Annotated in this window: 19 protein-coding genes and 1 pseudogene; 10 read left to right on the top strand and 10 right to left on the bottom strand. The window is 70.8% G+C overall.

What is annotated here, in order from left to right; all coding sequences use genetic code 11:
- The first annotated feature begins 4 nt into the window (after nt 1–4).
- Together ACFYTQ_RS23235 and ACFYTQ_RS23230 are read left to right on the top strand one after the other, a co-directional pair.
- Entirely contained in the window at nt 5–859 is an 855-nt protein-coding gene (locus tag ACFYTQ_RS23235) for an LLM class F420-dependent oxidoreductase (protein ID WP_387364562.1), read from the top strand.
- Nucleotides 856–1,725, top strand: a complete 870-nt coding sequence (locus tag ACFYTQ_RS23230; protein WP_387364559.1) for an SDR family NAD(P)-dependent oxidoreductase — start codon at nt 856–858, stop codon at nt 1,723–1,725. Before ACFYTQ_RS23235 ends, ACFYTQ_RS23230 begins: the two co-directional genes overlap by 4 nt.
- 7 nt (nt 1,726–1,732) lie before the next feature.
- On the opposite strand, the gene ACFYTQ_RS23225 is transcribed toward ACFYTQ_RS23230, so the two are convergent.
- Nucleotides 1,733–2,554 carry an SDR family oxidoreductase gene (locus ACFYTQ_RS23225; RefSeq protein ID WP_387364556.1) on the bottom strand — a complete coding sequence of 274 codons (822 nt, stop codon included), beginning with the start codon at nt 2,552–2,554 and terminating at the stop codon, nt 1,733–1,735.
- Between the two features lie 26 nt (nt 2,555–2,580).
- On the bottom strand, nt 2,581–4,137 hold the full coding sequence (locus ACFYTQ_RS23220) for an MFS transporter (RefSeq protein ID WP_387364553.1): 1,557 nt from the start codon (nt 4,135–4,137) through the stop codon (nt 2,581–2,583).
- Between the two features lie 99 nt (nt 4,138–4,236).
- On the opposite strand from ACFYTQ_RS23220, the gene ACFYTQ_RS23215 reads away from it, so the two are divergent.
- Nucleotides 4,237–4,860: a TetR/AcrR family transcriptional regulator gene (locus tag ACFYTQ_RS23215; protein ID WP_387364550.1), complete on the top strand. Its 624-nt coding sequence runs from the start codon at nt 4,237–4,239 to the stop codon at nt 4,858–4,860.
- Between the two features lie 10 nt (nt 4,861–4,870).
- Nucleotides 4,871–6,166 (top strand): hypothetical protein, encoded by a 1,296-nt coding sequence (locus ACFYTQ_RS23210; protein WP_387364547.1) that lies wholly within the window; start codon nt 4,871–4,873, stop codon nt 6,164–6,166.
- 5 nt (nt 6,167–6,171) lie between these two features.
- Here the strand turns inward: ACFYTQ_RS23210 and ACFYTQ_RS23205 are convergent, their stop codons facing one another.
- Nucleotides 6,172–7,200 carry a hypothetical protein gene (locus ACFYTQ_RS23205; RefSeq protein WP_387364544.1) on the bottom strand — a complete coding sequence of 343 codons (1,029 nt, stop codon included), beginning with the start codon at nt 7,198–7,200 and terminating at the stop codon, nt 6,172–6,174.
- Between the two features lie 67 nt (nt 7,201–7,267).
- Between ACFYTQ_RS23205 and ACFYTQ_RS23200 the strand changes: the two genes are divergently transcribed.
- Nucleotides 7,268–8,149 (top strand): alpha/beta hydrolase family esterase, encoded by an 882-nt coding sequence (locus ACFYTQ_RS23200; RefSeq protein ID WP_387364541.1) that lies wholly within the window; start codon nt 7,268–7,270, stop codon nt 8,147–8,149.
- Between the two features lie 5 nt (nt 8,150–8,154).
- Nucleotides 8,155–9,699 (top strand): AMP-binding protein, encoded by a 1,545-nt coding sequence (locus ACFYTQ_RS23195; protein WP_387364538.1) that lies wholly within the window; start codon nt 8,155–8,157, stop codon nt 9,697–9,699.
- Nucleotides 9,700–9,722: 23 nt separating this feature from the next.
- On the opposite strand, the pseudogene ACFYTQ_RS23190 reads toward ACFYTQ_RS23195, so the two are convergent.
- From ACFYTQ_RS23190 to ACFYTQ_RS23180, 3 genes and pseudogenes are all read right to left on the bottom strand, one after another.
- A pseudogene (locus ACFYTQ_RS23190) lies at nt 9,723–10,550 on the bottom strand (dolichyl-phosphate beta-glucosyltransferase); the annotation flags it as partial.
- A 48-nt stretch (nt 10,551–10,598) separates the two neighbouring features.
- On the bottom strand, nt 10,599–12,101 hold the full coding sequence (locus ACFYTQ_RS23185) for a sensor histidine kinase (RefSeq protein ID WP_387364535.1): 1,503 nt from the start codon (nt 12,099–12,101) through the stop codon (nt 10,599–10,601).
- Complete coding sequence (locus ACFYTQ_RS23180; RefSeq protein ID WP_387364532.1) at nt 12,098–12,829, bottom strand: response regulator transcription factor; 732 nt, start codon at nt 12,827–12,829, stop codon at nt 12,098–12,100. Before ACFYTQ_RS23180 ends, ACFYTQ_RS23185 begins: the two co-directional genes overlap by 4 nt.
- 129 nt (nt 12,830–12,958) lie before the next feature.
- Here ACFYTQ_RS23180 and efeU point away from each other — a divergent pair, with 129 nt between their 5' ends.
- The 3 genes from efeU to efeB are packed head-to-tail and all read left to right on the top strand — an operon-like array spanning nt 12,959 to nt 16,398.
- Nucleotides 12,959–13,849: an iron uptake transporter permease EfeU gene (efeU, locus tag ACFYTQ_RS23175; protein ID WP_387364529.1), complete on the top strand. Its 891-nt coding sequence runs from the start codon at nt 12,959–12,961 to the stop codon at nt 13,847–13,849.
- 32 nt (nt 13,850–13,881) lie between these two features.
- Entirely contained in the window at nt 13,882–15,093 is a 1,212-nt protein-coding gene (gene efeO / locus ACFYTQ_RS23170) for an iron uptake system protein EfeO (protein ID WP_387364526.1), read from the top strand.
- Between the two features lie 18 nt (nt 15,094–15,111).
- On the top strand, nt 15,112–16,398 hold the full coding sequence (gene efeB / locus ACFYTQ_RS23165; RefSeq protein WP_387364523.1) for an iron uptake transporter deferrochelatase/peroxidase subunit: 1,287 nt from the start codon (nt 15,112–15,114) through the stop codon (nt 16,396–16,398).
- 112 nt (nt 16,399–16,510) lie between these two features.
- Here the strand turns inward: efeB and ACFYTQ_RS23160 are convergent, their stop codons facing one another.
- The 4 genes from ACFYTQ_RS23160 to ACFYTQ_RS23145 form a co-directional block, all read right to left on the bottom strand.
- On the bottom strand, nt 16,511–18,145 hold the full coding sequence (locus ACFYTQ_RS23160; protein WP_387365401.1) for a 3-deoxy-7-phosphoheptulonate synthase: 1,635 nt from the start codon (nt 18,143–18,145) through the stop codon (nt 16,511–16,513).
- A 25-nt stretch (nt 18,146–18,170) separates the two neighbouring features.
- The gene (locus ACFYTQ_RS23155; protein WP_387364520.1) at nt 18,171–19,658 is read right to left on the bottom strand and encodes an NAD(P)/FAD-dependent oxidoreductase; all 1,488 of its coding nucleotides are present in this window, start codon (nt 19,656–19,658) and stop codon (nt 18,171–18,173) included.
- Between the two features lie 515 nt (nt 19,659–20,173).
- The gene (locus tag ACFYTQ_RS23150) at nt 20,174–20,638 is read right to left on the bottom strand and encodes a hypothetical protein (RefSeq protein WP_387364517.1); all 465 of its coding nucleotides are present in this window, start codon (nt 20,636–20,638) and stop codon (nt 20,174–20,176) included.
- A 299-nt stretch (nt 20,639–20,937) separates the two neighbouring features.
- A complete protein-coding gene (locus ACFYTQ_RS23145) occupies nt 20,938–21,822 on the bottom strand; it encodes an aldo/keto reductase (protein ID WP_387364514.1) in 885 nt (294 codons plus the stop codon).
- Nucleotides 21,823–21,914: 92 nt separating this feature from the next.
- On the opposite strand from ACFYTQ_RS23145, the gene ACFYTQ_RS23140 reads away from it, so the two are divergent.
- Nucleotides 21,915–22,475, top strand: a complete 561-nt coding sequence (locus ACFYTQ_RS23140) for a TetR/AcrR family transcriptional regulator (protein WP_387364511.1) — start codon at nt 21,915–21,917, stop codon at nt 22,473–22,475.
- Nucleotides 22,476–22,744: the final 269 nt, after the last annotated feature.

Here is a 22,744-nt window from a genome sequence, read left to right as displayed (position 1 = left end):
CGGTATGCGTTTCGGAATCGTCCTGTTCACCAGCGACCGCGGCATCGCGCCCGCGACCGCCGCGGCCGCCGCCGAGGAACGGGGCTTCGACTCGTTCTTCGTGCCCGAACACACCCACATTCCGGTGAAGCGGGAGGCCGCGCATCCCACCACGGGCGACGCGTCGCTGCCCGACGACCGCTACACCCGCACCCTCGATCCGTGGGTGGCGCTGGCCACGGCGGCCGCGGTGACCGAGCGGATCGAGCTGTCCACGGCGGTCGCGCTGCCGGTGGAGCACGATCCGATCACCCTCGCCAAGACGATCGCCAGCCTCGACCATCTCTCCGGCGGCCGGGTGACCCTCGGCGCCGGATTCGGTTGGAACACCGACGAACTCGCCGACCACGGGGTGCCGCCGGGCAGGCGGCGCACCGTGCTGCGGGAATACGTGGAGGCCATGCGGGAGCTGTGGACCCGCGACGAGGCGAGCTACGACGGCGACCACGTGCGGTTCGGGCCCAGCTGGGCGTGGCCCAAGCCCGCGCAGGCGCACATCCCGGTGTTGATCGGGGCGGCGGGCACGGAGAAGACGTTCGCGTGGATCGCGCGCACCGGCGACGGCTGGATCACCACCCCCACCGAGACCGACATCTCCGCGAGATTGCGGCTGCTGCACAAGTTCTGGGACGACGCCGGGCGGTCCGGGCGGCCGCGCGTGGTCGCGCTGGACTTCAAGCCGGACGCGGATCGGCTGGCGCAGTGGGCGGCCGACGGGGTGACCGATGTGCTCTACGGGCTGCCCGACCGGTCGACCGACGACATCCTGCGCTATCTGGATCGGCTCAGCGGGAAACTGGCCGATCTGCGGTCGCCGTGAGCGCGCCGCTGTCGGGCCGGGGCGCTGTCGTCGTGGGCGGCGGCAGCGGGGTCGGGCGGGCCGTGGCCGAGCTGCTGGCCGCCAATGGCGCTGGGGTGGTGGTGAATTCGCGCACCGAGGCGGCCGTGGCGGAGGTCATCGCGACGATCACCGCGGCGGGCGGGACGGCGATCGGCGTCGCGGGATCGGCGGCCGAGGAGGCCGTCGCCGCGCGGCTCGTGGCGACGTGCGTGGCCGAGTTCGGGGCGGTCGACGTGCTGGTGAACTGCGCGGGCATCGCCGAACCGCGCGGGTCGTCGATCCTCACCGTCACCGCCGCCGAGTGGCGGGAGCTGCTGGACTCGCATCTGACGACCGTGTTCACCACCTGCCGGTCCGTCGCCCCGCTCATGGCCGAGCGCGGGTCCGGGGCCATCGTGAACACCGGATCATTCGCCTATCTGGGCGATTTCGGCGGAACGGGCTATCCGGCGGGCAAGGGCGCGGTCGCCAGCCTGACGCTGGCGCTGGCCGCGGAGTTGCGGGAACACGGGGTGCGGGTCAATGCCGTGTGCCCCGGCGCGCGGACCCGGCTGTCGACCGGGCCGGATTACGAGGCGCACATCCGGGAGCTGCATCGGCGCGGACTGCTCGACGAGACGACCATGCACGGGGCGTTGGACGCGCCACCGCCGGAATACGCTGCCGCGCTGTATCTTTACCTCGCCTCCGACGCTTCGAGGTCGGTGAGCGGCGAGATATTCATCGCCGCAGGGGGTTTCGTGGGGAGGTTCGGGCGGCCGGTCGCGGAGCCGTTGGGGTACCGCGACCATGCGCACGAAAAGCCCTGGACCATCGAGGAATTGGATAGGATGATCGGCCGCTAGCCGGTCCTCAGGGACGCAGCCGGTCGTCGTAGACGCGCCGGGCGTCGCGGTCCACCTCGTCGACGAAGGTGCGGTGCACCCCCATGCGGCGGGCGACGAATTCGCCGAGCGGGCGCGGGGTGAGCCGGTTGAACGAGGCCAGGACGGCCGCGGTGCGGGTCACGGTCACCCTCCCGCGCGGTTTGGCGACAAGCCTTCGCACCGCGACGGCCACATCGCCGGGCTGGGCCAGCAGACCCATCGGGGCACGGGTCCCCGCGATGAGCTCGGTGTCGGTGAAGGTCGGCAGGACCGCGGAGAAACGCACTCCGGTGCCACGGTATTCGAGCCGCATGGCCTCGGTGAAGTTGAGCACGGCCTGTTTGCTCGCGCAGTAGGTCGCCATCCCCGGCGTCGGATTCTCCCCGGCCAGCGACGCGATATTGACGACATGGCCGCGCCCGCGCGCGAGCATCCCGGGCAGCACCGTCTTGGTGCCCACCATGACGCCGTAGACATTGATGTCGAGGATGCGATGGGTGATCGCGTCGCTCTCCTCGGTGAACCGCCCCACCGGCATGATCCCGGCATTGTTCACCAGCACGCCCACCGGCCCGAGCTCGTTCTCCACGGCATCGACGAACGCGCGGAACGAATCCGGCTCGGCGACATCGAGTTTCGCCGCGAAGGGGAGTTTCAGCTCGGCGGCCGTCCGCTCGGCCGTGGGCGCGTCGATATCGCCGATCGCCACACGGGCGCCGGACGCGGCGAGTTCGGCGGCGATCGCGCGGCCGATGCCGCGCGCTCCGCCGGTAACGGCGATGATCTTGGGGTGCGATCTTTCGGACATGTGTCTGGATACTATTCCGGACAGACTTATGAATCAATCCGTTCGGCGAAGTCCGGGGTCGGGGTGGGGTGCGGGGGCTTTCGCGCGACGCGGCCCGGAGCCCAGACGCCCAGCAGGACCGCGACCACCAGGGTCAGGCCGCCCAGCACCAATGTCGCGGTGCGTAGGCCGTGGGCGAAGGCTTGTTCGGCGAAGGTGGCCAAGGGGGCGGCGGCGGGGCCGATGTGGTCGGTGACCTGGAGGGCTCCGGCGAGGGAGTTGGAGACCGGGTCGCGGATCTCCGGGGGGAGGTGGGTGAGGGCGGGGGTGATGTGGTGGGTGTAGCCGGCGGCGAGAATGCTTCCGGCCAAGGCGATTCCGAGGGCCGCGCCCACCTCGCGGGCGGCGTCGTTGACGGCGGCGGCGACGCCGTGTTTGTCCGGGGGGACGCCGTCGACGATGGCGGCGGTGGCGGGGGCGGCGGTGAGGCCGAGACCGGTGCTCATGATGAGCAGGGGCCAGAGGATGTCGACGAAGGTGCTGTCGGCGGTGAGCAGGGCCAGGCAGAGCAGGCCGACGCCCACGAGGACGAGGCCGACGGCGGTGGGGAGGCGGAGGCCGAAGCGCTGGGCGATCCACGGGGAGATCAGCGACAGCAGGACCATCGGGGCGATCATGGGGGCCATGGCCAGGGCCGAGATCAGCGGGCGGTAGCCGAGGATCAGCTGGAAGAACTGGACGATCAGCATGAATAGGCCGAAGGAGACCAGGAATTGGACGGCGACCGAGACCGTTCCCGCGCCGAAACCGCGGTCGGCGAACAGGCGCACGTCCAGCAGCGGATGCGCCACCCGGAGCTCGATCAGCGCGAAGGCCGCCCCGGCCGCGAGACCGGCCGCGGCGCAAGCGATCACGAGCGGATCGAGCCAACCCCGTTGCGGCGCCTCCAGAGCCGCCACCACGACCAGGCCGACGGCCGTCGCACCGGTCAGCGCGCCCCACGGATCGAACGCCGGGCGCGCGGAATCCAGTGATTCGGGGACCGTGCAGGCCGCGACCGCCAGCACCGCCCCGCACACCGCCATGGCCGCCGGAATCGACTCCCACGTCCACCACTCCATCAGCAGCCCTGAACCGAGGATGCCCAGCACGGCCCCGCCGCCGACCGTGCCCGCCCAGATGCCGACCGCGAGAGTGCGCTGCTCCCTGGGCAATCCGGAGGTCAGGATGGACAGCGTCGAGGGCATGACGAACGCCGCGCCCGCGCCGCCGACGGTCCGCGCCACGATCAACCAGACCGGGCCGTGCAGCACCAGCGGCAGCGCCGAGGCCAGCGCGAACACCACCAGGCCCGCGATGAGCACGCCCCGGCGCCCGTAGCGGTCGCCGAGCGCGCCCGCGGGCAGCACGAGACAGGCCAGCGCCAGCGTGTAACCGTCGATGATCCAGGTCAATTGGGACTGCGTCGCCCCGGTGCGGGCGGCGATCTCGGGCAGCGCCGTGTACAGGGCCGCCATCGACGCGACCACCAGCGCGACCGCCGAACACGACAGCAGGACCACCCAGCGCAGGCGGGCCGACCAGGGGCTGGGGTGCGTGTCCATGGGGCCTCCGAGAAACGAAACCGAGAGTATCGCTACGCTACCAGGAGTAGCATAAGTCGAACCAGCGCAACGTTCTTCGCGAGGAGGAATCCTTCGGTCATGGCCACGATCGATCCGGGTCGGCACGACGACGATCCACGCAAGGCGCGTTCGCGCGCGAAGCTGCTCGAGGCGGCGGCCGAGCTGGTGGCCGCCGGCGGGCTGGAGGCGATCACGATCGACGCGGTCACGCGCAAGTCGAATGTGGCTCGCACGACGCTGTATCGGCACTTCGACACCGTGGTGCACCTGCGCCTCGCGACGCTCGAGCACATGCTGCCGCCGGTGGTCGAGGCCCCGACCGAGGGCACGTTGCGGGAGCGGTTGATCGAGTTGCTCGGCAGGCAGGCCGACGTGATCAACGACGCCCCACTGCATTTGACGACGCTGGCGTGGCTGGCCACCGCCGACCGCACCGACGACGAGTCCGCGGGGGTGCGGGTGGGGTCGTTGCGGCATCGTCTCATCGAGAACTACCGGCGGCCCTTCGACGAACTGTTCGACACCCCCGAGGGCCGCGCCCTGCTCGGCGACCGCGATCTGCAATGGGTGCTGGTGCAGCTCATCGGGCCGATCGCGTTCCTGCGGCTGAGCGGGATCGGGCGGGCGACGCGGGCGGACTGCGCGCGATTCGTGGACGATCTGCTGGCCGCATGGGCGGCACCGAACCGGTCGTCCGTGTGACGATGGGGCGGTGCTCGATGAGAAAACTCTTGAAGCCCTTGTCATCCAGCTGACCGACGCCGATCCGGCACGGGCCGCGGCCGCGCGGGACCGCCTGAGCGCGGCCGGAGCCGACGCCGCCGGACCGTTGATCACCGCCCTACGCGAGACGGCGTTGCGCGATCGGCTGAACCCGCGATCCGATCCGGCCACGGCCGCGTTGATCGACGCCCTCCAGCGCCTCGGCGACGCGGCGGTGGCGCCTTTGGCCGCGGCGATGCCCGACGCCGTCGCCGCCGACCGCGCCCGCGGCGCCGATCTGCGACGGGAACTGCCGTGGCGGATCGGCAACGAAGCCTATGTGCTGGAGGTGGCGCTGCGCGGGCTGCGCGTGGACGACGACGCGATTTGGCTTCCGCTGCTGCGGAATTCGGAGCGGGTGCTGCGTTACCGGGCGGTGTGCGCGCTGGCGACCCCGCGCGCGGCCGCGGCCCCGCTCGTGGACGCGATCCTGCCCTTGGTCACCGATCCCGATGCGGCCGTGGCGAATCAGGCGATCGCGACCCTCGGCGAACTGGGAACCGTTGCGCGCGAACGACTTCGCGCGCTGAGCCGGACCGGCGACGCCGGGCGTGCGCTCGCGGTGCTGGCCGCCCTCGGCGAGTGGCCCGCGCTGACCGCCGCCGAGCGCGAGCTGGTGCGCGGGTGGGTGGCGGATCGGGTCGCCGTCGAGGAGCCCGAACCGCTGGCCGAGCCGAACGGCGAATTCCTCGGCGAGTGGTTCGCGGTGTCGACCGGGGACCGCGACGCGGTGGTGGCGGCGCTCGGGCTGCACGAGCCGATGCCGGTGACGCTGCGCGTCGGCTGGGATCGGACCTCGGCCGGCTCGGGCCGGGTGTTCGTCACCCCCGAGCTGAACGGCTGGACGCTGATCTTCGGCCATGCGCTGCCCGACCGCGAATTCGGCACGCTCACCACGTTTCTGGCGGAGCTGAGCGGCCGGTTCGGCGCGGCGCAGTACTTCTACAACGACTACGGCGCCGAGGGCTGGGCGCTCGCGGAGAAGGGTGAGCTGTCGCGCCTCTATATCGCCGGGGACACCCCCGACGCCGACACGGTGATCGGGCCGCCGCATCCCGCCGAGGTGCTGGCCTCCGCCGATCTGCCCGAGGACGACGAACCCGACGGCCGCCCGCTGTGCTGCGCGCAGGGCGTGGCCGAATGCGCCTCCCTCGATCCCGCCGAGATCGGGCCCGAGACCGAGGTGCGCGGGTACGGCCTGCTCGCGGGCGTCGCGGCGGGATGGCATGACTCCCTGCGGAATTGACCCGCTCACCGCGCGGTGATGAGCCCCGGCGCGGCGTCCGGGACCGGCCGGATGAGGCAGATGAGGAAGCGGGGCAGCCCGTGCGGCAGCCGGATGCAGTACAGCTCCACCGTGCGCCAGTCGCCGCGCAGGGTGAGCAGCCGCACGATGCCCCGCGCCTCGGTCGCCGCGCCGCGGGCCAGGTCGGTGAGCGCGCGCACGTAGAAGCCCATGTCCTCGGGGTGGATGAGATGCGTTGTGCCCAGGTTGAATTCGTCGCGGTCGACCGGGTCCAGGCCGCGGGAGGCGGGATGGTGCCGCCACGCGATCTCGGGCAGCGGGGGCGTGAGCCATTCGATGATCTGGAGGCGTTCGGTGTCGATCAGCGCGGTCGTCCCGCCGAGCAGGGCCGCGGCCGCGTCGTTGTGGTAGGTGGGCTGCACGATGCCGGGCACCCGATCGGATTCGACCTGGAGCAGCAGCCCGCGCAGCGCCTCGTCGCCGTGGTAGCGGAAGTAGCCGAAGACGCGGGTGGTGTGGGTGTCGTCGGCGGTCAGCACCCGCATCGGGCCCTCCCAGACCGTGCCGGGGCGCGGGGTGAGGGCGGCGGTCATCAGCTTGTCGCGCTCCTCGCATTCCACGATGCGGCTGAGGAACCACGCGCCGTGCAGCCGCGCGTATCCGGCGGGCAGCACGGCCCCGCCCGCGCCGCCCGACAGCAGCGTCCACTGCGGGCCGTCCCAGGTGAACGCGTCCACCGCGGGCGGCGGCTCCGGGGGATCCGCGCGGCGGGCCACCCGGAGTTGGACGGCGAGGACCTGGTCGTCCGGGCCCGGTACGGGCAGGGCCAGCACCTGGAAGTCCTCGCCGCGCACCCGCAGGTCCCGGGCCACCCGCTCGCCCGAGACGATGGTTCGCTCGAGCACCGACTCCGCCAGCAGCGCCAGCGAATTCGGCCGAATCGCGCGGTGTAACAGGCGTTCTCGCGCCATACCCTCCTCGGGCACGTGCCGGATCACCTTCGCCGCGTCGGTCGCGTCGACCAGATACCACATCGGACCCTCCCCCCGGGACACACGCTAGCGGGTGGCGCGGGCATCCGCCATCGGTCACACTCGAGCGGTGCTGAGTCGAGGGGTGCGGGGGCCCGCGGGGTCGCCGGTCGCGGAACGGCGGACGCTGCGGCACGACGGCCGCCGCCGCACGTACACGCTGGTCCGGCCGCCGCGGCCCGCGCCCGGTCGCGCGCTGATCCTGGTATTGCACGGGACCGCGCAGACCGGTTCGGGGATACGGGATTTCGCGGCGGGGGCCTTCGACCGTTTCGCCGCCGCCGGATACCCGGTCGCGTATCCCGATGCGGTGCACCGGGAATGGAACGGGGCGCGAACCGCGCGGATGCTGCTGCGGGATGTGAAGGGGATCGACGACGTCGGGTTCCTCGCGGCGCTCGTCGCCGACGTCCGGGATCGGTACGGGATCGGTCCGGTTCATCCCATCGGTTACTCCCTCGGTGGGCAGATGGTCTTCCGGTTGATCCACGACGCGCCGGAGCTGATCGCGGGCGCGGTCGTCCTCGCCGCCAATCTGCCGACGCCGGGGCACATCACCCCGCCCCGGCACGCTCCGGTTCCGTTGCCGTACTTGGAGATTCACGGCACCGACGATCCGCTGTCGCCGTACGGGGGCGGGCCGGTCGGGTTCGGCTGGTTCCGTAGGGGTGAGCATCTCGGCGCGGAGGAGACCGCCGCCTATTTCGCCCGCCGCAATGGGATCGACAGCGAACCCACGTCCTCGTGGGTAGGAGCCGGGGCCGTGCGGCGGATCGACTACCGGCAGCAGGACAGGCCGCCGGTCACCCTCTACGCCGTCTCCCGGTGCGGGCATCAGATCCCGGGCGCGTCGGCCGGTCCGCGCCGGGTGTTCGGCAGGCCCAGCCGTGCGCTGGACACCGTCGCGGTGGCCGCCGAATTCCTCGGACTCGACCTCGGCGCGGCAGACTGAACCCCATGACGGACGTTCGGGACGGCACGCCGACCATCGCCTGCGGGGAACGCGTGCGCGCGCAAGCGGATTCGCACGATCGGGCCGGGCGCCTGGCCGCCGCGTTCGCGGCGCGCGGTCACGGGCGGGGCGAGCGGGTGGCGGTGATGGCGCGCAACGACATCGAATTCCTCGAGGCGTCGCTGGCCATCGCGTCGTGCGGGGCGAATCCGGTGCCGATCAACACCCGGTGGCGGGCCGCGGAGGTGGCGCACGTGCTCGCCGACAGCGGGGCGCGGCTGGTGCTCGCGCACACCGAATTCGTGCCGGTGGTGACGGCGGCGGCCGCGCTCGCGGGGACGGCGCCCGAGGTGCTCGAGATCGCCATGCCCGCGCCACTGCTCGCCGAGGCCGGGCTCGATCCCGCGCTCGCGCAACCCACCGGACGGCATCCGCTGCTCGAGGAGTGGATCGCCGAACAGCCCGACCCGCTCGGCCACATCGACGGCGCGGTCGCGGACTCGATGGGCCTGATCTACACCTCCGGCACCACCGGCACGCCGAAAGGGGTTCGGCGGCAACGGATGTCGGCCCAGCAGCTGCTCGCCATCGCGGGCGGCACGGCGCGCCGGATGGGTCTCGCGCCGGGCGGGCGAATGCTGGTCGCCGGGCCGCTGTATCACGCCTCGCCCAACGCGGTCGCGGTGCTCGCGCTGCGGATGGGCACGAATATCACCATCATGCCGCGGTTCGACGCGGAGCGGTTCCTGCGGCACGTGCACGAGGGCCGGATCCAGCAGGCGAAGGTGGTGCCCACCATGCTGTCGCGGTTGCTGTCGCTGCCCGGGGACGTGCGCGCCCGCTACGACGTCTCGAGCCTCACCCATCTCATCCACTCGGCCGCGCCCTGCCCGCCCGCGGTGAAGCGCGCCGCGATCGACTGGTTCGGCGACGCGCTGTGGGAGTTCTACGGCTGCACCGAGGCCGGGACCGTCACCTGGATCGGGGCGGCGGAGTGGCTCGCGCGGCCGGGCAGCGTGGGACGGCCCGTGGACGGTTCCGCGGTGCTCGTCGCCGACGAGACGGGGAAGCCGGTGCCGGCGGGCGAGGTCGGCCGCGTGTACGTCAAGGGCGCGGACTACTGGCCCGACTTCGAATACCTGAATCGGGGTCGGCCCGAGAGCCCGGTGGACGGCATGATCTGGGTCGGCGACCTGGGCCGCGTGGACGACGCCGGATACCTCTACCTGACCGGCCGCTCCAGCGAGATCATCATCTCCGGCGGCGTCAACATCTACCCGACCGAGATCGAGAACGCCCTGCTGGCCCTCGACGGCGTGGAGGACGCGGCGGTGTTCGGGCTGCCCGACCGCACCGGCGACCTCGGGGAAATCGTTGTGGCGCATCTCGTTCCGCGCCCCGGCCACCAGCTCACCGAGGCCGGTATCCGCGCGGCCCTGGCCGACCGCCTCGCCGCCTACAAGCTGCCGCGCCGGGTGCGCATCGTCGGCGAACTGCCGCGCGACGATTCCGGCAAGATCTACAAGCGCGCGCTCATCGCCGCGGAGTGAGCGTCCCGGGCGGTGTCGGTGAGTGGCATCCCGTCGACCAGGGGTTCGCGGCCGATGGCGGCGCGGAGTTCGTTGACGGGCAAGGTGCCCGAGGCCAGTCCGCGCCCGACCCGCCAGACGCCGAGCAGGTCCTTGCGGGCGGTGTCGACGATGTCGACGCGGGAGTCGGGGTCGTCGATCCAGTCCACCGGCACCTCGTGGATGCGCAAACCCGCGCGTTCGGCGAGCACCAGCAGTTCGGTGTCGAAGAACCATTCGCCGTCCTGCACCAGGGGGAGCAGTTCGCGGGCGATGTCGGTGCGCATGGCCTTGAATCCGCATTGGGCGTCGGAGAATCGGGCCCGCAACGACGCTTTGAGGATGAGGTTGTAGCAGCGGGAGATGATCTCGCGCTTGGGTCCGCGCACCACGCGGGCGGACCTGGCCAGCCGGGTGCCGATGGCCAGATCCGAGTGCCCGGACACCAGCGGGGCGACCAAGGGCAGCAGCGCGTTGAGGTCGGTGGACAGGTCGACGTCCATGTACGCGACGACCTGGGCGTCGGAGCTCTCCCAGACCGCGCGCAGCGCCCGGCCGCGGCCCTTGCGGTCCAGATGCACCACGCGCACGCCGTCCAACTCCGCCGCGAGGAACTCCGCGACCTGGAGGGTGGCGTCGGTAGAGGCGTTGTCGGCGATGGTGATTCGGGCCGGGAACGGGAAGCCGTCGCCCAGGAAGGCGTGCAGGCGGCGCACGCACATGCCCAGGTCGCGTTCCTCGTTGTACACGGGGATCACCACGTCGACCACGGGTGCGGTCACGGTCGTGTCCGGGCGCTCCGGCGCCGGGAGAATCGTCGAAATATCGCTCATGACAACCAGATTCGGCCCCGCGCCTGCGGCGGCCCTGGCGCCGGACTGTCAGTCCGCTGGGAACCGCGGCAGGTGTACCGAGAACGTCGCCCCGGCCCCGGGCTCGCTGTGCACCGTCACCCGGCCGCCGTGCGCGGTCACCAGCGCGTGCACGATCGACAGGCCCAGTCCGGCGCCGCCGCTGGCGCGGGTGCGGGAGGTGTCGGTGCGGTAGAAGCGTTCGAACACCCGCGCCGCGGCCTCCGCCGACAGACCCGGCCCCTGATCGATCACATCGATGTGGACCTCGTCGTCGGCGGGGGTGAGCCGCACCGAGATCGGCGTGCCCGGCGGGGTGTGGGTGAGCGCGTTGCCCAGCAGGTTGGTCAGCACCTGCCGCAGCCGGGCCGCGTCGCCCACGACCTCCACTCCGCCTGTGCCCCGGCCGATCTCGAGTCCGATGTGCCGCGGCGGACCCGCCTCGCGGGCCGCGCGGGCCTGCGCGGCGTGCACGGCCTCACCGGTGAGGGCGAGAAGATCGACCGGTTCGCGTTCGAGGGGACGTTGCGCGTCGAGGCGGGCGAGCAGCAGCAGGTCCTCGACCAGCAACCCCATCCGCTGGGCCTCGGACTCGATCAGCGCCAGCAGTTCCTCCGTCTGCGGGTCGGCGTTGTGGCGGCACAGTTCGGCGAAGCCGCGGATCGTCGTGAGCGGGGTGCGCAGCTCGTGGCTGGCGTCGGCGATGAACTGCCGCATCCGCGCCTCCGAGCGCCGGGCCGCCTCCTCCGACGCCTCGGTCCGGATCACGCCGTGCTGGATGCGGGTCAACATCTCGTTCAACGACTGCGCGAGGTGATCGACCTCGGTGTCGACGTGACGCACCGGCACCCGGCGGCTCAGATCGCCCGCGGCGATGGCGGCCGCGGTCACCTCGACCTGCCGCAACCGGCGCAGACTGCGTCGCACCACGACGTAGCCGCCCACCCCCAGCAGCGCGAGAGCCACTGTGCCCGTGGCCAATTCGAACATGATCAGCCGCGAGACCGTGGCCTGGTTGTCGGTCAGCGGCAGGCCGATGGTGGTGGAACCGTTCTCGTTGGCGATGGTGAGCACCCGCCACGTGATCGACCCGCCGCCGGTCGAGCCGACCGTGGCCGGATGTCCGGGCGTCACCCCCGACAGGTCCGGCGTCGCCGGATGCGTCGCCGGATCGGGGGAGTTCGGCATGTCGTAGACGGTGCCGTCGGGGCCGCGCCGGAGCTCGAAGAACTGATTCGGTTGGTCCCCGGGCGAATTCGGCGGCGGCGGGGGAGCGGGCCGGTCGGTGGGCACCCACACCAGGCGGCCGTCGGACATCGCCACCTGCTTCATCGGCCGCGGATCGGCCCAGGTGTGCGCGGCCTCGGACAGCTGCTCGTCCGTGCGCGCGGTCAGGGTACGGTTCAACGCCGAGGTGACCGCGAACCCGCACGCCACCAGTACCGCGGCCGCGAGCGCGACCATGGCGACCACCAGGCCGATGCGCAGCGGGACCGCCGCGAGCCGCCGGGTGAGCGCCGCACGCACGGTCACCGGCGGGTGCCCTCGGGCGGGCGCAGCACGTAGCCGACGCCGCGCAGGGTGTGCAACATCTTCGGTTCGGTGGTGTCGACCTTGCGCCGCAGATACGACACATAGGACTCGACCACGCCGCCGTCGCCGCCGAAGTCGTACTGCCAGACGTGATCGAGGATCTTGGCCTTGCTCAGCACCCGGCCCGCGTTGAGCATGAAATAGCGCAGCAGCGTGAACTCCGTCGGCGAAAGGCTCACGGGCACACCGGCTTTGAACACCTGATGGCTGTCGTCGTCGAGTTCGACGTCCCCGACCGACAACCGGGTCGGGCGCTGCGGGGCCCCGCCCGCCGCGGTCCCGGTGCGGCGCAGGATGACCCGCACCCGGGCCACGACCTCCTCGAGGGCGAACGGTTTGGTCACGTAGTCGTCCGCGCCGAGGGTCAGCCCGGTCACCCGGTCCTCCACGTCGTCGCGGGCGGTCAGGAACAACACCGGGGTGTCGATGCCGTCGGCGCGCAGCCGCCGCAACAGCCCGAAGCCGTCCATGCCCGGCATCATCACGTCCACGATCAGCGCATCGGGACGGAACCCGCGGGCCTTGTCGAGCCCCTCGGCCCCGGTCGCGGCGGTCTCCACCTCGAAGCCCTGGAACCTCAGGGTCGTGGCGAGCAGTTTGAGGATCAACTGCTCGTCGTCGACGACCAGCACGCGCGCTCCCGGGGCTGTGGCGTTCATGCCGCTCATCATCACCCGGCAACCCGGACGAAGGCTGGCGGAAAGCTGGACGTTCGCTGTGAAGGGGTCACCGCGGCCGCGAGGACGGTAATGCTATGCTCACCGAACTTAGCCTTACCAAACAAGGGGGTTCCGCCGATGGAGACGCTGGCATCGGCGCCGTCGGTCGCGACCCAGCTGTTCGGGAGCGGGTTGCTCGGCGTGCGTGAGGGTCTCGAGACCGGCATCGTGGTGATGATCCTGGCCGCGTTCCTGGTCAAATCGGACCGCCGCGACGCGCTGAAGTGGCTGTGGGCGGGGGTGAGCCTCGCCGTGGTCATGGTGCTGGCCATCTTCGCGGCCATCCACTTCGGCACGTCCACGGTCGACGGCCTGGCCGCGGAGGCGATCGCCGGGGTGGCGTCGCTGGTCGCGGTGGTCGTGGTGACGGGCATGGTGCTGTGGATGCGCAGCGCCGCCGCGCACATCTCCCGCGATCTCAAACAGGGCATGGCCCGCGCGCTGGAGGGCGGCGGGTTCGCCATCCTGGTGCTGGGATTCTTCGCGGTCGGCCGCGAGGGCGTCGAAACCGCCCTGCTGATGGTCGGTTACGCCGAGAACGCCTCCGGCAGCGCGTGGCCGCTGGTCGGCCTGATCGGCGGGGTCGTGGTGGCGGCCGTGCTGGCGGTGCTGCTGTACGCGGGCACGATCCGGATCGACTTCGCCAAGTTCTTCAAATACACCGGGGCGTTCCTGATCCTGGTCGCCGCCGGGATCCTCGCCTACGGGGTGCGCGCGCTGCAACTGGTCGGCTGGCTGCCCGGCGCGAACGAGATGGCCTTCGACTTCTCCGCCCGGTTCGATCAATCGTCGTGGTACGGAACGGTTCTCGCGGGGATCTTCAACTTCCGCCCGGACCCGACCGTGCTGCAACTGATCGCGTGGGCCGCGTATCTGGTCGTCGTCCTCGCGTTGTTCCTGCGGCCCACGCGGCCCGCGGGCGGCGATCCGGCCCGCGCCTCCGGGCAGATGGAAACGTCGGCCGCGTGACACCGGCCGGAGACAGAAGGAATGGGACACAGGTGAATTCGACGGGACGTATCGCAGCGGTGGCCGCGGTGGCCGTGACCGCGCTGCTGGCGACCACCGGCTGCACGGAGAAGTCCAAGGCGGGCGCGGGCGATGTCGCCGTGACCTCCACCGACTCCGCCTGCGAACTGGGCGTGGCGTCCGCGGGCACCGGCACGGTGAACTTCGTGGTGGCCAACCAGGGTTCGAAGGTCACCGAGTTCTACGTCTACGGCAACAACAACCGGGTGCTCGGCGAGGTCGAGAACATCGGGCCCGGCGTGACCGGCAAGCTCGCGGTGGAGTTCACCGATCCCGGCACCTACGAGACCGCGTGCAAGCCGGGTATGGTCGGCAACGGCATTCGCAAGCAGCTGACCGTCACCGGCGAGAAGAAGGTCAAGACCGAGGCCCCGCCGGACGTCGAGGCGGCCGAGGCGCACTACCTGGGTTATGTGCGCGGCCAGCTCAACGGCCTGGTCGAGCAGACCAAGACGTTCGTCGCCGCGGTGAAGTCCGGTGATCTGGACAACGCGCGCAAGCAGTTCGGCCTGACCCGCACCTTCTACGAGCGCATCGAGCCGGTGGCCGAGTCGTTCCCGGAGCTGGACCCGAAGATCGATATGCGCTGGGACGACACCGAGAACGGCGCCCAGCCCTTCACCGGCTTCCACCGCATCGAACGGTTCCTGTGGCCGCCGCAGCAGAGCGAGGTCGGCGAGAAGGGCGACGCCATCACCCAGGCCGACGTCGACAACGCCAGGAAGGCCGACACCAAACCGGCCATCGACGCCGAGGCCGACGCGTTGCTCACCAATGTGTCCGCGCTGAACGACGAGGTGAACAAGCCCGACTTCGTGTTCGAGACGCAGTCGTTCGTGAAGGGTCCGCAGGCGCTGGTCGACGAGATCGCCCGCACCAAGGTCGGCGGCGAGGAGGACCGCTACTCGCGGACCGACCTGTGGGACTTCGCCGCCAATATCGACGGCTCGGAGACGCTGATCGCGGAATTGCAGCCGATGATCTCGGCCAAGGATTCCAAGCTGATGGACAAGCTCACCGCCCAGTTCGCGGCGGTGCGCGACGGGATCAACCAGTTCCGCGCCGGCGACGGGTACATGTCCTACAAGACGGTGACCGAGGACCAGCGGAAGGCGTTGTCGGACAAGATCGACGCGCTCTCGGCGAGTCTGAGTCAGGTACCCGGCCTGATCCTGAGCCAATAGCCGACGAGAAGGCCGATCATGAAGCAGACGAGCCGATTCTCCCGCCGGGCACTGCTCGGCGCGACCGGAGCCAGTGTCGCCGTCGGCGCGGCCGCGGGGGCCGCGGCGGGCGCCGGAGTCTTCGCGATGGACACCGATCCGCCGAGCGGCGACCGGATCGTCCCGTTCCGCGGGCCGCATCAGGCGGGCATCACGACCGCGGCGCAGGATCGACTGCATTTCGCGGCGTTCGACGTGTTGACGCGGTCGCGGGACGAGCTCATCGATATGCTGCGTCGCTGGACCGTCGCGGCCGAGCGGATGACGCGCGGTGAGGAGGCGGTCGACGGCGGCGCCTACAACCACGGCGCGCACCGGCCGCCCGCGGATACCGGTGAGGCGCTGGGACTTTCGCCCGCGTCGCTGACGCTCACCATCGGATTCGGGCCGGGGCTGTTCGGGCCGTCGGCCGACGATCCGAACCGGCCCGACCGATTCGGGCTGGGTGCGCGCAAACCGGCGGCGCTGGCGGATCTGCCGGTGTTCGCCAAGGACGCCATCGAGCCGTCGCGCAGTTACGGCGACATCTGCGTGCAGGCGTGCGCCGACGATCCGCAGGTGGCGGTGCACGCCATCCGCAATCTGTCGCGGCTGGGAGTTGGTGTGGTGAGCGTGCGCTGGTCGCAGCTCGGCTTCGGCCGCACCTCCAGCACCACGCGTAGCCAGGCGACGCCGCGAAACATGTTCGGGTTCAAGGACGGAACCAACAACCTCAAGGCCGATCAGAGTGAACTGCTCGACCGCTGGGTGTGGGTGCGCGAGGGCGACGACCGCCCCGAGGCGGGGTGGATGACCGGCGGCAGCTACCTCGTGGCCCGGCGCATCCGCATGGACATCGAGGCGTGGGACCGCGCGTCGCTGTCCGAGCAGGAGGCGGTCATCGGCCGCGGCAAGCACGAGGGCGAACCGCTGGGCCAGAACAGCGAATTCGACGCCCCCGACTTCCGCATCACCTCCGGCTACACCCCCGTCATCCCGGCGACCGCCCACGTCCGCCTCGCCCACCCCGACAACCTGGGCGGTGTCCAACTGCTCCGCCGCGGCTACAACTTCACCGACGGCTCCGACGGTTTCGGCCACCTCGACGCGGGCCTGTTCTTCATCGCCTACTGCCGCAACCCCCACAACCAGTTCGTCCCCATGCAACGCGCCCTCGCCGCCAAGGACGCCATGATGGAATACATCACCCACACCGGCTCGGCCCTCTTCGCCTGCCCCCCAGGCCCCGCCCCCGACGAGTTCTGGGGCCAACACCTGTTCACCTGACCCCAGGTCCACGAACCCAGCCGCACCCCTTGTTCGGATCCGCACCCCCTGTATAGCCCTGCAGGGGGTGCGGATTCGAATAAAGGGTGCGGCTGGGTTCGTGTGCCTGGGGTCAGTGGGGGCGGAGGGTGGTGGCTGTGGTGAGGGCGGTGTGGAGGGCTTGGGTGGGGGGTGGGGATTCGAGGTGGAGGCCGCCGAAGGGGGTGGCGGTGGTGCGGCAGGCTTCGAGGAAGGTGGGGAGGGAGGTGGTGGGGGTGGGGCCGGGGGCGTAGAGCCAGGTGACGGGGGTGGGGGTGGGGGCGGTGAGGAGGGGGGTGAGGTGGTCGGGGGTTTGGGTGGGGGTGGGGTGGGCTATGAGGAGGAGGCGGCCGGGGCGGTGGTGGGGGTTGAGGGTGCGGCAGAGGTGGGTGATCTCGGCGGGGGTGGTGGTGGGGGAGAGGGATATCGCGATGGGATTGGTTGTGCGGGCGGCGTATTCGAGGTGGGCGGGGGTGTGGGCGTGCGGGCCCAGCCAGAGCAGGGCGGTGGCGCAGTTCCACCAGTTGCGGTCGGGGCCGCGGCGGGTGAGGGCGGCCTCGTAGGGGAGGTGGGCGGCGTCGTGGCCGACGTGCAGAGGGGGTGTGGCGCTGAACAATTCGCGCGCGTCGTGCGGGGCGGTGGTGGCGAGCGGCAGGAGTCCGGCCACGTCGCGCAGCAGGGTGCGCGCGAGGGGGTCGGCGCGGCGATCGGCGGTGCGGCGCAACAGGTCCGCGATGCGCGCGGTGGGCGGTGGGCTGCCGCGCCAGTAGTTGAGGGTGGCGGCGGCGTGGAAGTAGCTGTCCTCCAACGCGTTCGGCCGCACCGGGCCGGTCGGGTGGGCGACGGTGACGATATCGGCGCCCAGCCCGTGGGCGAGGACTGCGGTGACGGCGTGCGCCAGCGCGCGACGGGTGTGGAAGGGCGCGGTGGGCTCGCCGCGGTCGACCAGATGCAGGACGAACGCCTCGCCACGCCCAGCGCGGGCGAGTTCGGTGATCAGGGCCGCGCTCTCGTCGGGGTGGACCAGCGGCGGCAGGTCCCGCAGCCGATCGGCGGAACCGGTTGCGCCGCTGTCGGATTCGACGGCGGGCGGCACCGCCGAGGCCAGATCCGTCGGCCCGGGGGCCGGTCCGTCGGGTTCGTCGTCCCACTCCGATTCGATGGTCGCGGGGCTCGCGTGTTCGGCGGGGACGATATCGGGATTGAAGGATTCGCGGATGTAGCACAGCGGCCGGTCGTCGAGCAGGATCACATACGCCTTGGTCGCGCAGGCGCGCCCGTCCAGCCAGCGGCCCAGCCCGGCCCGCACGATCCGCCGCCGCTGCGACACCCCGCGCGAGATCAGGCTGTAGCCGATCGGGGTGCGCACGTCGTCGACCCCGTAGGTGGTCGCCGGACCGGCGACGGTGACGACGTGATTGACCGACACCGTCACCAGTTCCGCGTCGACCAGGCACGATCGGCGCAGGACGACGCGATCGGCCCCGGCGGGCCGCAACACCTCGCGCACCCCGTGGGGCAACCGGTCCAGCGCCAGGTCGTCCTGCCGCAGCACCCGCACGCGCAGTTCGGTGCCGAGGATCGCCTCCAGCACCGGCATGGTGAAACCGTCGCCCGCCAACAGCATTCGGGTCATCGCATGACCGAAGCGGGCGATCTCGTCCTTGAGGGTCCCGCCCCCCGAGCCGCCGGCGGCGCGGCCGCGCGACGGCTCGGAGTCGGATCGCATCGTTGTCACGACCGTGTCCTGCCCGTCAGTGGGGTACGGTGTCGCCCTTCTTCGGCGGCAGGAAAGGCCGTGCGACGGCGGCCATTTCGGCCTCGGTGCGGGGGCGGCGGGTGAGACCGAGGACCGGTTCGGTGGTGATGCGCACCTCGCCCATCTCGGTGTCCGCGCCCAGCGGGTCGCGCCAGATGTTCCACACCGGGGACATGTCCAGCTTGCCCATGTACTTGATGTTGACGCCCTCGTCCTCGGCGTGCTCGACCTCGGCGACGATGGTGGCGGTATTGGTCCGCCGCTGCTCGCCGGAGGATTCGTCGACGTCGGTCAGCCCGGCCATGATCCGGGTGAAGGACTCCTCCGGGGTGTCGCCCTCGTGCTCCTCGGTGAGGTTGCTGGCGTGCTTGAAGTACTCGTCGGAGCCGATGTACTGCTCGTACATGCGCGAAACCAGCACCAGGAAGCGCGAATACGCGCGGCGGTAGGTGTAGTCGAAGAAGCCCAGCGCCTCGGCCTCGCTCATCTCACCGCGCAAGGCGGTGGCGATGGCCGCCGCCGCGACCATGCCGCCGTAGGTGGCCAGGTGCACGCCGGTGGACAGCAGCGGGTCCAAGAAGCAGGCCGAATCGCCGACGATGGCGTAGCCCGGACCCCAGAACCGGTCGGCGACATAGGAATAGTCCTGTTCGGCCTGCACGCCGGCGACCTGTTCGGCGCCCTCGAGCATGGTGTTCATCTTGGGGGTGCGGCGGATGATGTCGGCGTAGAACTCCTCGATCGAACCCAGTTCGCGCCGCCGGTCGCTCGCCAGCTTGGCCGAGACCACATAGCCCACGCTGAAGCGGCCACCCGCCAGCGGGATGTGCCAGAACCAGCCGCCCTCGTCGGTGGACACGACATTGATCGCGCCCTCGGGGCTCTCCGGATGCAGATGCGCGCCGGTCCAATACGACCAGACCGCGAGATTGCGGAAGGCCGGATGCGGTTTGCGCATGTTGAAGTGTTGCCGCGAGAGCAGGCCCGCGCGGCCGGACGCGTCGACCAGGAAGTCGAATTCGGTGGTGCGGACCTCGTCGTCGCCGAGCAGCGTCCACTCCACCGCGGTGGGGCGCTCGTTCGCGTCGAACAGCACGTTGCGGACCGTGGCCTGTTCGATGACCTCGACGCCCTGGTCGCTGGCGTTGCGCAGCAGCAGATCGTCGAATTCGGCGCGGTCGACCTGCCACGACCAGGCCTCGGCGTCGACGAGCTCATCCCATTTCAGCCGCCAGATGTCGTTCTGCCACTGGAAGTATCCGCCGCGTTTGATCTGGAAGCCGTGCGCGGCGACCTTGTCGTAGGCGCCGGAGATGCGCAGCGTCGACAGGCACGAGGCCAGCAGTGATTCGCCGATGTGGTAGCGGGGGAACTTGTCCCGCTCCAGGAGGGTCACCCTGATCCCGGCCCGAGCGAGCAGGGCTGCGGTGGTGGAACCGGCCGGGCCTCCGCCTACTACCAACACGTGTGGATCGTTTCCCATGGCAATCTCCCTGGAAATGCTGATGAAAGGGATGCGCTGACCGCGGCCCGCGGGCCGCCTCCGAATCGCGCACGACGATGGGCTCGATCCGGAACTCGCCCTATTGCGAACAGCTTTTTGCGGCGTGGCGCTCGAACTATTCTACCGACGGAAATTGAAATCTCAAGTGCAAGAACAACTTTCGTGATCATGAGTGCTGCGGGCATGCGAAAGCCACTGGCGCGGAACGGATTTGCGGTGCCAGTGCGGGTAGGAGGGGACGCTCCGACGATCACGAGGGGTCGGGCGGCGACGCGGTGGAACGGGTGCGGTGCTCAGGGTTCGTCGAATGGGTGCGTGTGGTCGGCGTCGTCGTCACCCTGTGCTGCGTCCGTAAAAAACAGTACGGTACAAATGGAATTCGCGCGCCCGGTTCGGGCAGAATCGCCGGAAACCCCTATCGACCGATCGGTGTGTCCGCGCGCGCCGACCACCGCCGAGGCGCGTCGGCCGCGGCGGTCGGCTCGGTGTCGGCGTCAGTCCAGGCGGTAGAAGTCGCGGGCGAGTTGGAAGGAGTGGGCGCCGCCGTCGACGTCGCAGTACAGGTAGTCGGTGGTCGAGTAGCACTCGACCCGGCCGACTCCCGTGGTGTCCCCGTACTCGAGCACGGGCAGGTCCGGCGCGGCCACCGTGTCGCCCGCGCAGACGAATCGCGGTGCGACGGTGACCGACATCGCGACGGCGTGCCCGTATCCGCTCGGGCCGCAGCCGCCCGCCGGGCGCGGCGGCGGGGTGAAGGTGTAATCCAGTACATCGCACCGGACTCCGGCGCCGTCGTCATCGATCAGGCAGGCCACGTTCCCCGACGGCGTCTGGAACGCCGAATAGGAATAGCCCGGCCCGCCCGGGTGCCCCTGCGCCACCGCCGACGTCAGCCCCGCCACCGCGACCCCCGCCGCGGCCGCCGCCAACGCCGCCCGCCCACTCGTCCATCCCCGCATCCCGGCCACCCCGTATTCTTTTCGTCGCCAACGGAACACAAGTCAGTGTGCTGGCGCACGCGCCGAACCGCAACGGCCCCTCGGCACTTTGAGCAGGGCGTGGGTGCCGTGAGCCACGCCGGGGCCGCAATCCTTCGCGGGGGCAAGGGTGCTGAGGGTGCGTCGGTCCTCGGCGGGGAAAGGGGGGCGTGGGTCGCGAGGGTGCGTCGGTCCCTGGCGGAAAGGTGGGTCGCGAGGTGCGCCAGTCCTTATGAGGCAGAGGGGGCCGGGGAGTCGCGAAGCAAAGGGGTTGTGGGGCGTCAGTTCCCGGCGATGCCGTCGAGGGTGGCCAAGGTGGACGGGTCCAGGTGGATCGATCCGGCCGCGAGGTTCTCGGTCAGGTGGGTGGGGTTGCGGGTGCCGGGGATGAGGAGGGTGTGGTCGTAGTGGGCCAACTCCCAGGCGAGGGCCAGTTGGGCGGGGGTGAGGGTGAGGCGGGTGGCGAGGTCGACGACGGTGGGGTGTTCGGTGGGCTTGGGGAAGGTGGGGAAGGCGGAACCGAGGGGGCAGAACGGGACCCAGGCGATGTCGTGGGCGCGGCACAGGTCGAGGACCGGTTCGGTGGAGCGGTCGACGACATTGTGGATGTTCTGCACGCACGCGATACCGGCGGGCAGGGCGCGGCGCAGTTGTCCGGCGTCGACGGCGCTGAGGCCGATGCCGCCGATCTTGCCCGCGTCGCGCAGGGCGAGTAGTTCGGCGAGTTGATCGTCGAGATCGACGACCTGATCGCCGGTGGCGACGATGCCCGGGGGCGCGTCGGCGCGGCGCAGGTTGACCACGTCGATCCGCTCGGCGCCCAGCGTCGCCAGATTCTCCTCGACGCTCGCGCGCAGTTGCTCGGGCCGCTGCCGGGCGACCAGGCCCGCGGCCGTGCGGTCGGCGCCGACCTTGGTGACCAGGGTGAGTTCGGCATAGGACGGCCGCAGCGCATCCCGGATCAGCTCGTTGCAGCCGGGATAGAAGTGGGCCGTATCGATGTGGTCGACGCCGTGCCGGACCGCGGTGCGCAGCAGGGCGATGGCCGCGTCCCGATCGGACCCGGCGCGACCCTCCAATTGCATGGCGCCGTAACCGATTCGGGCCACCCGGCGGTCGCCCAGGGTGGCGGTGCCGCCCGGGGCGGCGTGCTCGATGCTGGTCATGGTCGTACTCCCGTGGCATAGTCGAGTCGATCCCGTGATGCGGAGGAGCCTCCGCATCTCCCACGCTAACAGAAACGGAGGGGCCTCCGCTAGTGACTGCCACATCCGGCCGCGCCGACGCGCAGCGCAACCGCCGCCGACTGCTCGACGCCGCCCGCGCGGAATTCGGCGGCGCGGGGGAGAACGTGACCCTGGAGGCGATCGCGCGCGCGGCGGGCGTGGGCATCGGCACGCTCTACCGGCATTTCCCCACGCGTGAGGCGCTCGTCGAGGCCGTCTACCGCGACGAGCGAACTCGCCTGTGCGACAAGGCGATCGAACTGCTCGCCGACCATCCGCCCGAGATCGCGTTGCGCCGGTGGATGGATCGCTTCGGCGACTACATCGCCATCAAGCACGAAATGGCCGAGACCCTGCGCGCCATGATCGCCTCCGGCGCGGTCACCGCCACCGCGGCGCGAGCGGAGCTGTCCGGCGCGGTCGGCGCGATCCTCGAGGCCGGGGTCGCCGCGGGCACGCTGCGCGACGACGTGCTCGCCGAGGATGTGGTGGTCGCGCTGCTCGGAATATTCCTGGTGTGCCGCGAACCCGAGCAACGCGAACAGGCCCAGCGAATGGCCGATCTATTGATGCGCGGCCTGCGCGCGGAGTGAGACGGACCGCCGAGATAGGGGTTGACGCGCGGCCGCTCGTAATACTCGGGCAATTCGGTCCCTACACCGTAAAGGGCGAGCTGGGAATTCTCACAACGAGCGGGAAACCTTGTCGTCACGACGGTATGGCAAGGTCTTGTCATAAGCTATTGCGTCGCAAACAAACCGTTCCGTATGGGGAATGCGGATCCCCAGTTGCGGTTCCCGGCATTCACTCCGTTTCTGAATAGTTCAATTCGGCAGCTCGCCGGGGAGCTGCGGCGATACCG

This window comes from Nocardia sp. NPDC004068, from assembly GCF_042874315.1.
Classification (GTDB): Bacteria; Actinomycetota; Actinomycetes; order Mycobacteriales; family Mycobacteriaceae; genus Nocardia.
The sequence above is the reverse complement of the archived record's forward strand: the minus strand, read 5'-3'. Positions and strand labels throughout refer to the sequence as shown.

What these genes read in the sequence shown, in the direction of transcription:
- efeU (WP_387364529.1), top strand. Translation starts at nt 12,959, where the DNA reads ATGGAGACGCTGGCATCGGCGCCGTCGGTCGCGACCCAGCTGTTCGGG.
- ACFYTQ_RS23145 (WP_387364514.1), bottom strand. Translation starts at nt 21,822, where the DNA reads ATGACCAGCATCGAGCACGCCGCCCCGGGCGGCACCGCCACCCTGGGC.
- ACFYTQ_RS23235 (WP_387364562.1), top strand. Translation starts at nt 5, where the DNA reads ATGCGTTTCGGAATCGTCCTGTTCACCAGCGACCGCGGCATCGCGCCC.
- ACFYTQ_RS23180 (WP_387364532.1), bottom strand. Translation starts at nt 12,829, where the DNA reads ATGAGCGGCATGAACGCCACAGCCCCGGGAGCGCGCGTGCTGGTCGTC.
- ACFYTQ_RS23155 (WP_387364520.1), bottom strand. Translation starts at nt 19,658, where the DNA reads ATGGGAAACGATCCACACGTGTTGGTAGTAGGCGGAGGCCCGGCCGGT.
- ACFYTQ_RS23160 (WP_387365401.1), bottom strand. Translation starts at nt 18,145, where the DNA reads ATGCGATCCGACTCCGAGCCGTCGCGCGGCCGCGCCGCCGGCGGCTCG.
- ACFYTQ_RS23220 (WP_387364553.1), bottom strand. Translation starts at nt 4,137, where the DNA reads ATGGACACGCACCCCAGCCCCTGGTCGGCCCGCCTGCGCTGGGTGGTC.
- ACFYTQ_RS23215 (WP_387364550.1), top strand. Translation starts at nt 4,237, where the DNA reads ATGGCCACGATCGATCCGGGTCGGCACGACGACGATCCACGCAAGGCG.
- ACFYTQ_RS23225 (WP_387364556.1), bottom strand. Translation starts at nt 2,554, where the DNA reads ATGTCCGAAAGATCGCACCCCAAGATCATCGCCGTTACCGGCGGAGCG.
- ACFYTQ_RS23150 (WP_387364517.1), bottom strand. Translation starts at nt 20,638, where the DNA reads ATGCGGGGATGGACGAGTGGGCGGGCGGCGTTGGCGGCGGCCGCGGCG.
- ACFYTQ_RS23205 (WP_387364544.1), bottom strand. Translation starts at nt 7,200, where the DNA reads ATGTGGTATCTGGTCGACGCGACCGACGCGGCGAAGGTGATCCGGCAC.
- ACFYTQ_RS23195 (WP_387364538.1), top strand. Translation starts at nt 8,155, where the DNA reads ATGACGGACGTTCGGGACGGCACGCCGACCATCGCCTGCGGGGAACGC.
- efeB (WP_387364523.1), top strand. Translation starts at nt 15,112, where the DNA reads ATGAAGCAGACGAGCCGATTCTCCCGCCGGGCACTGCTCGGCGCGACC.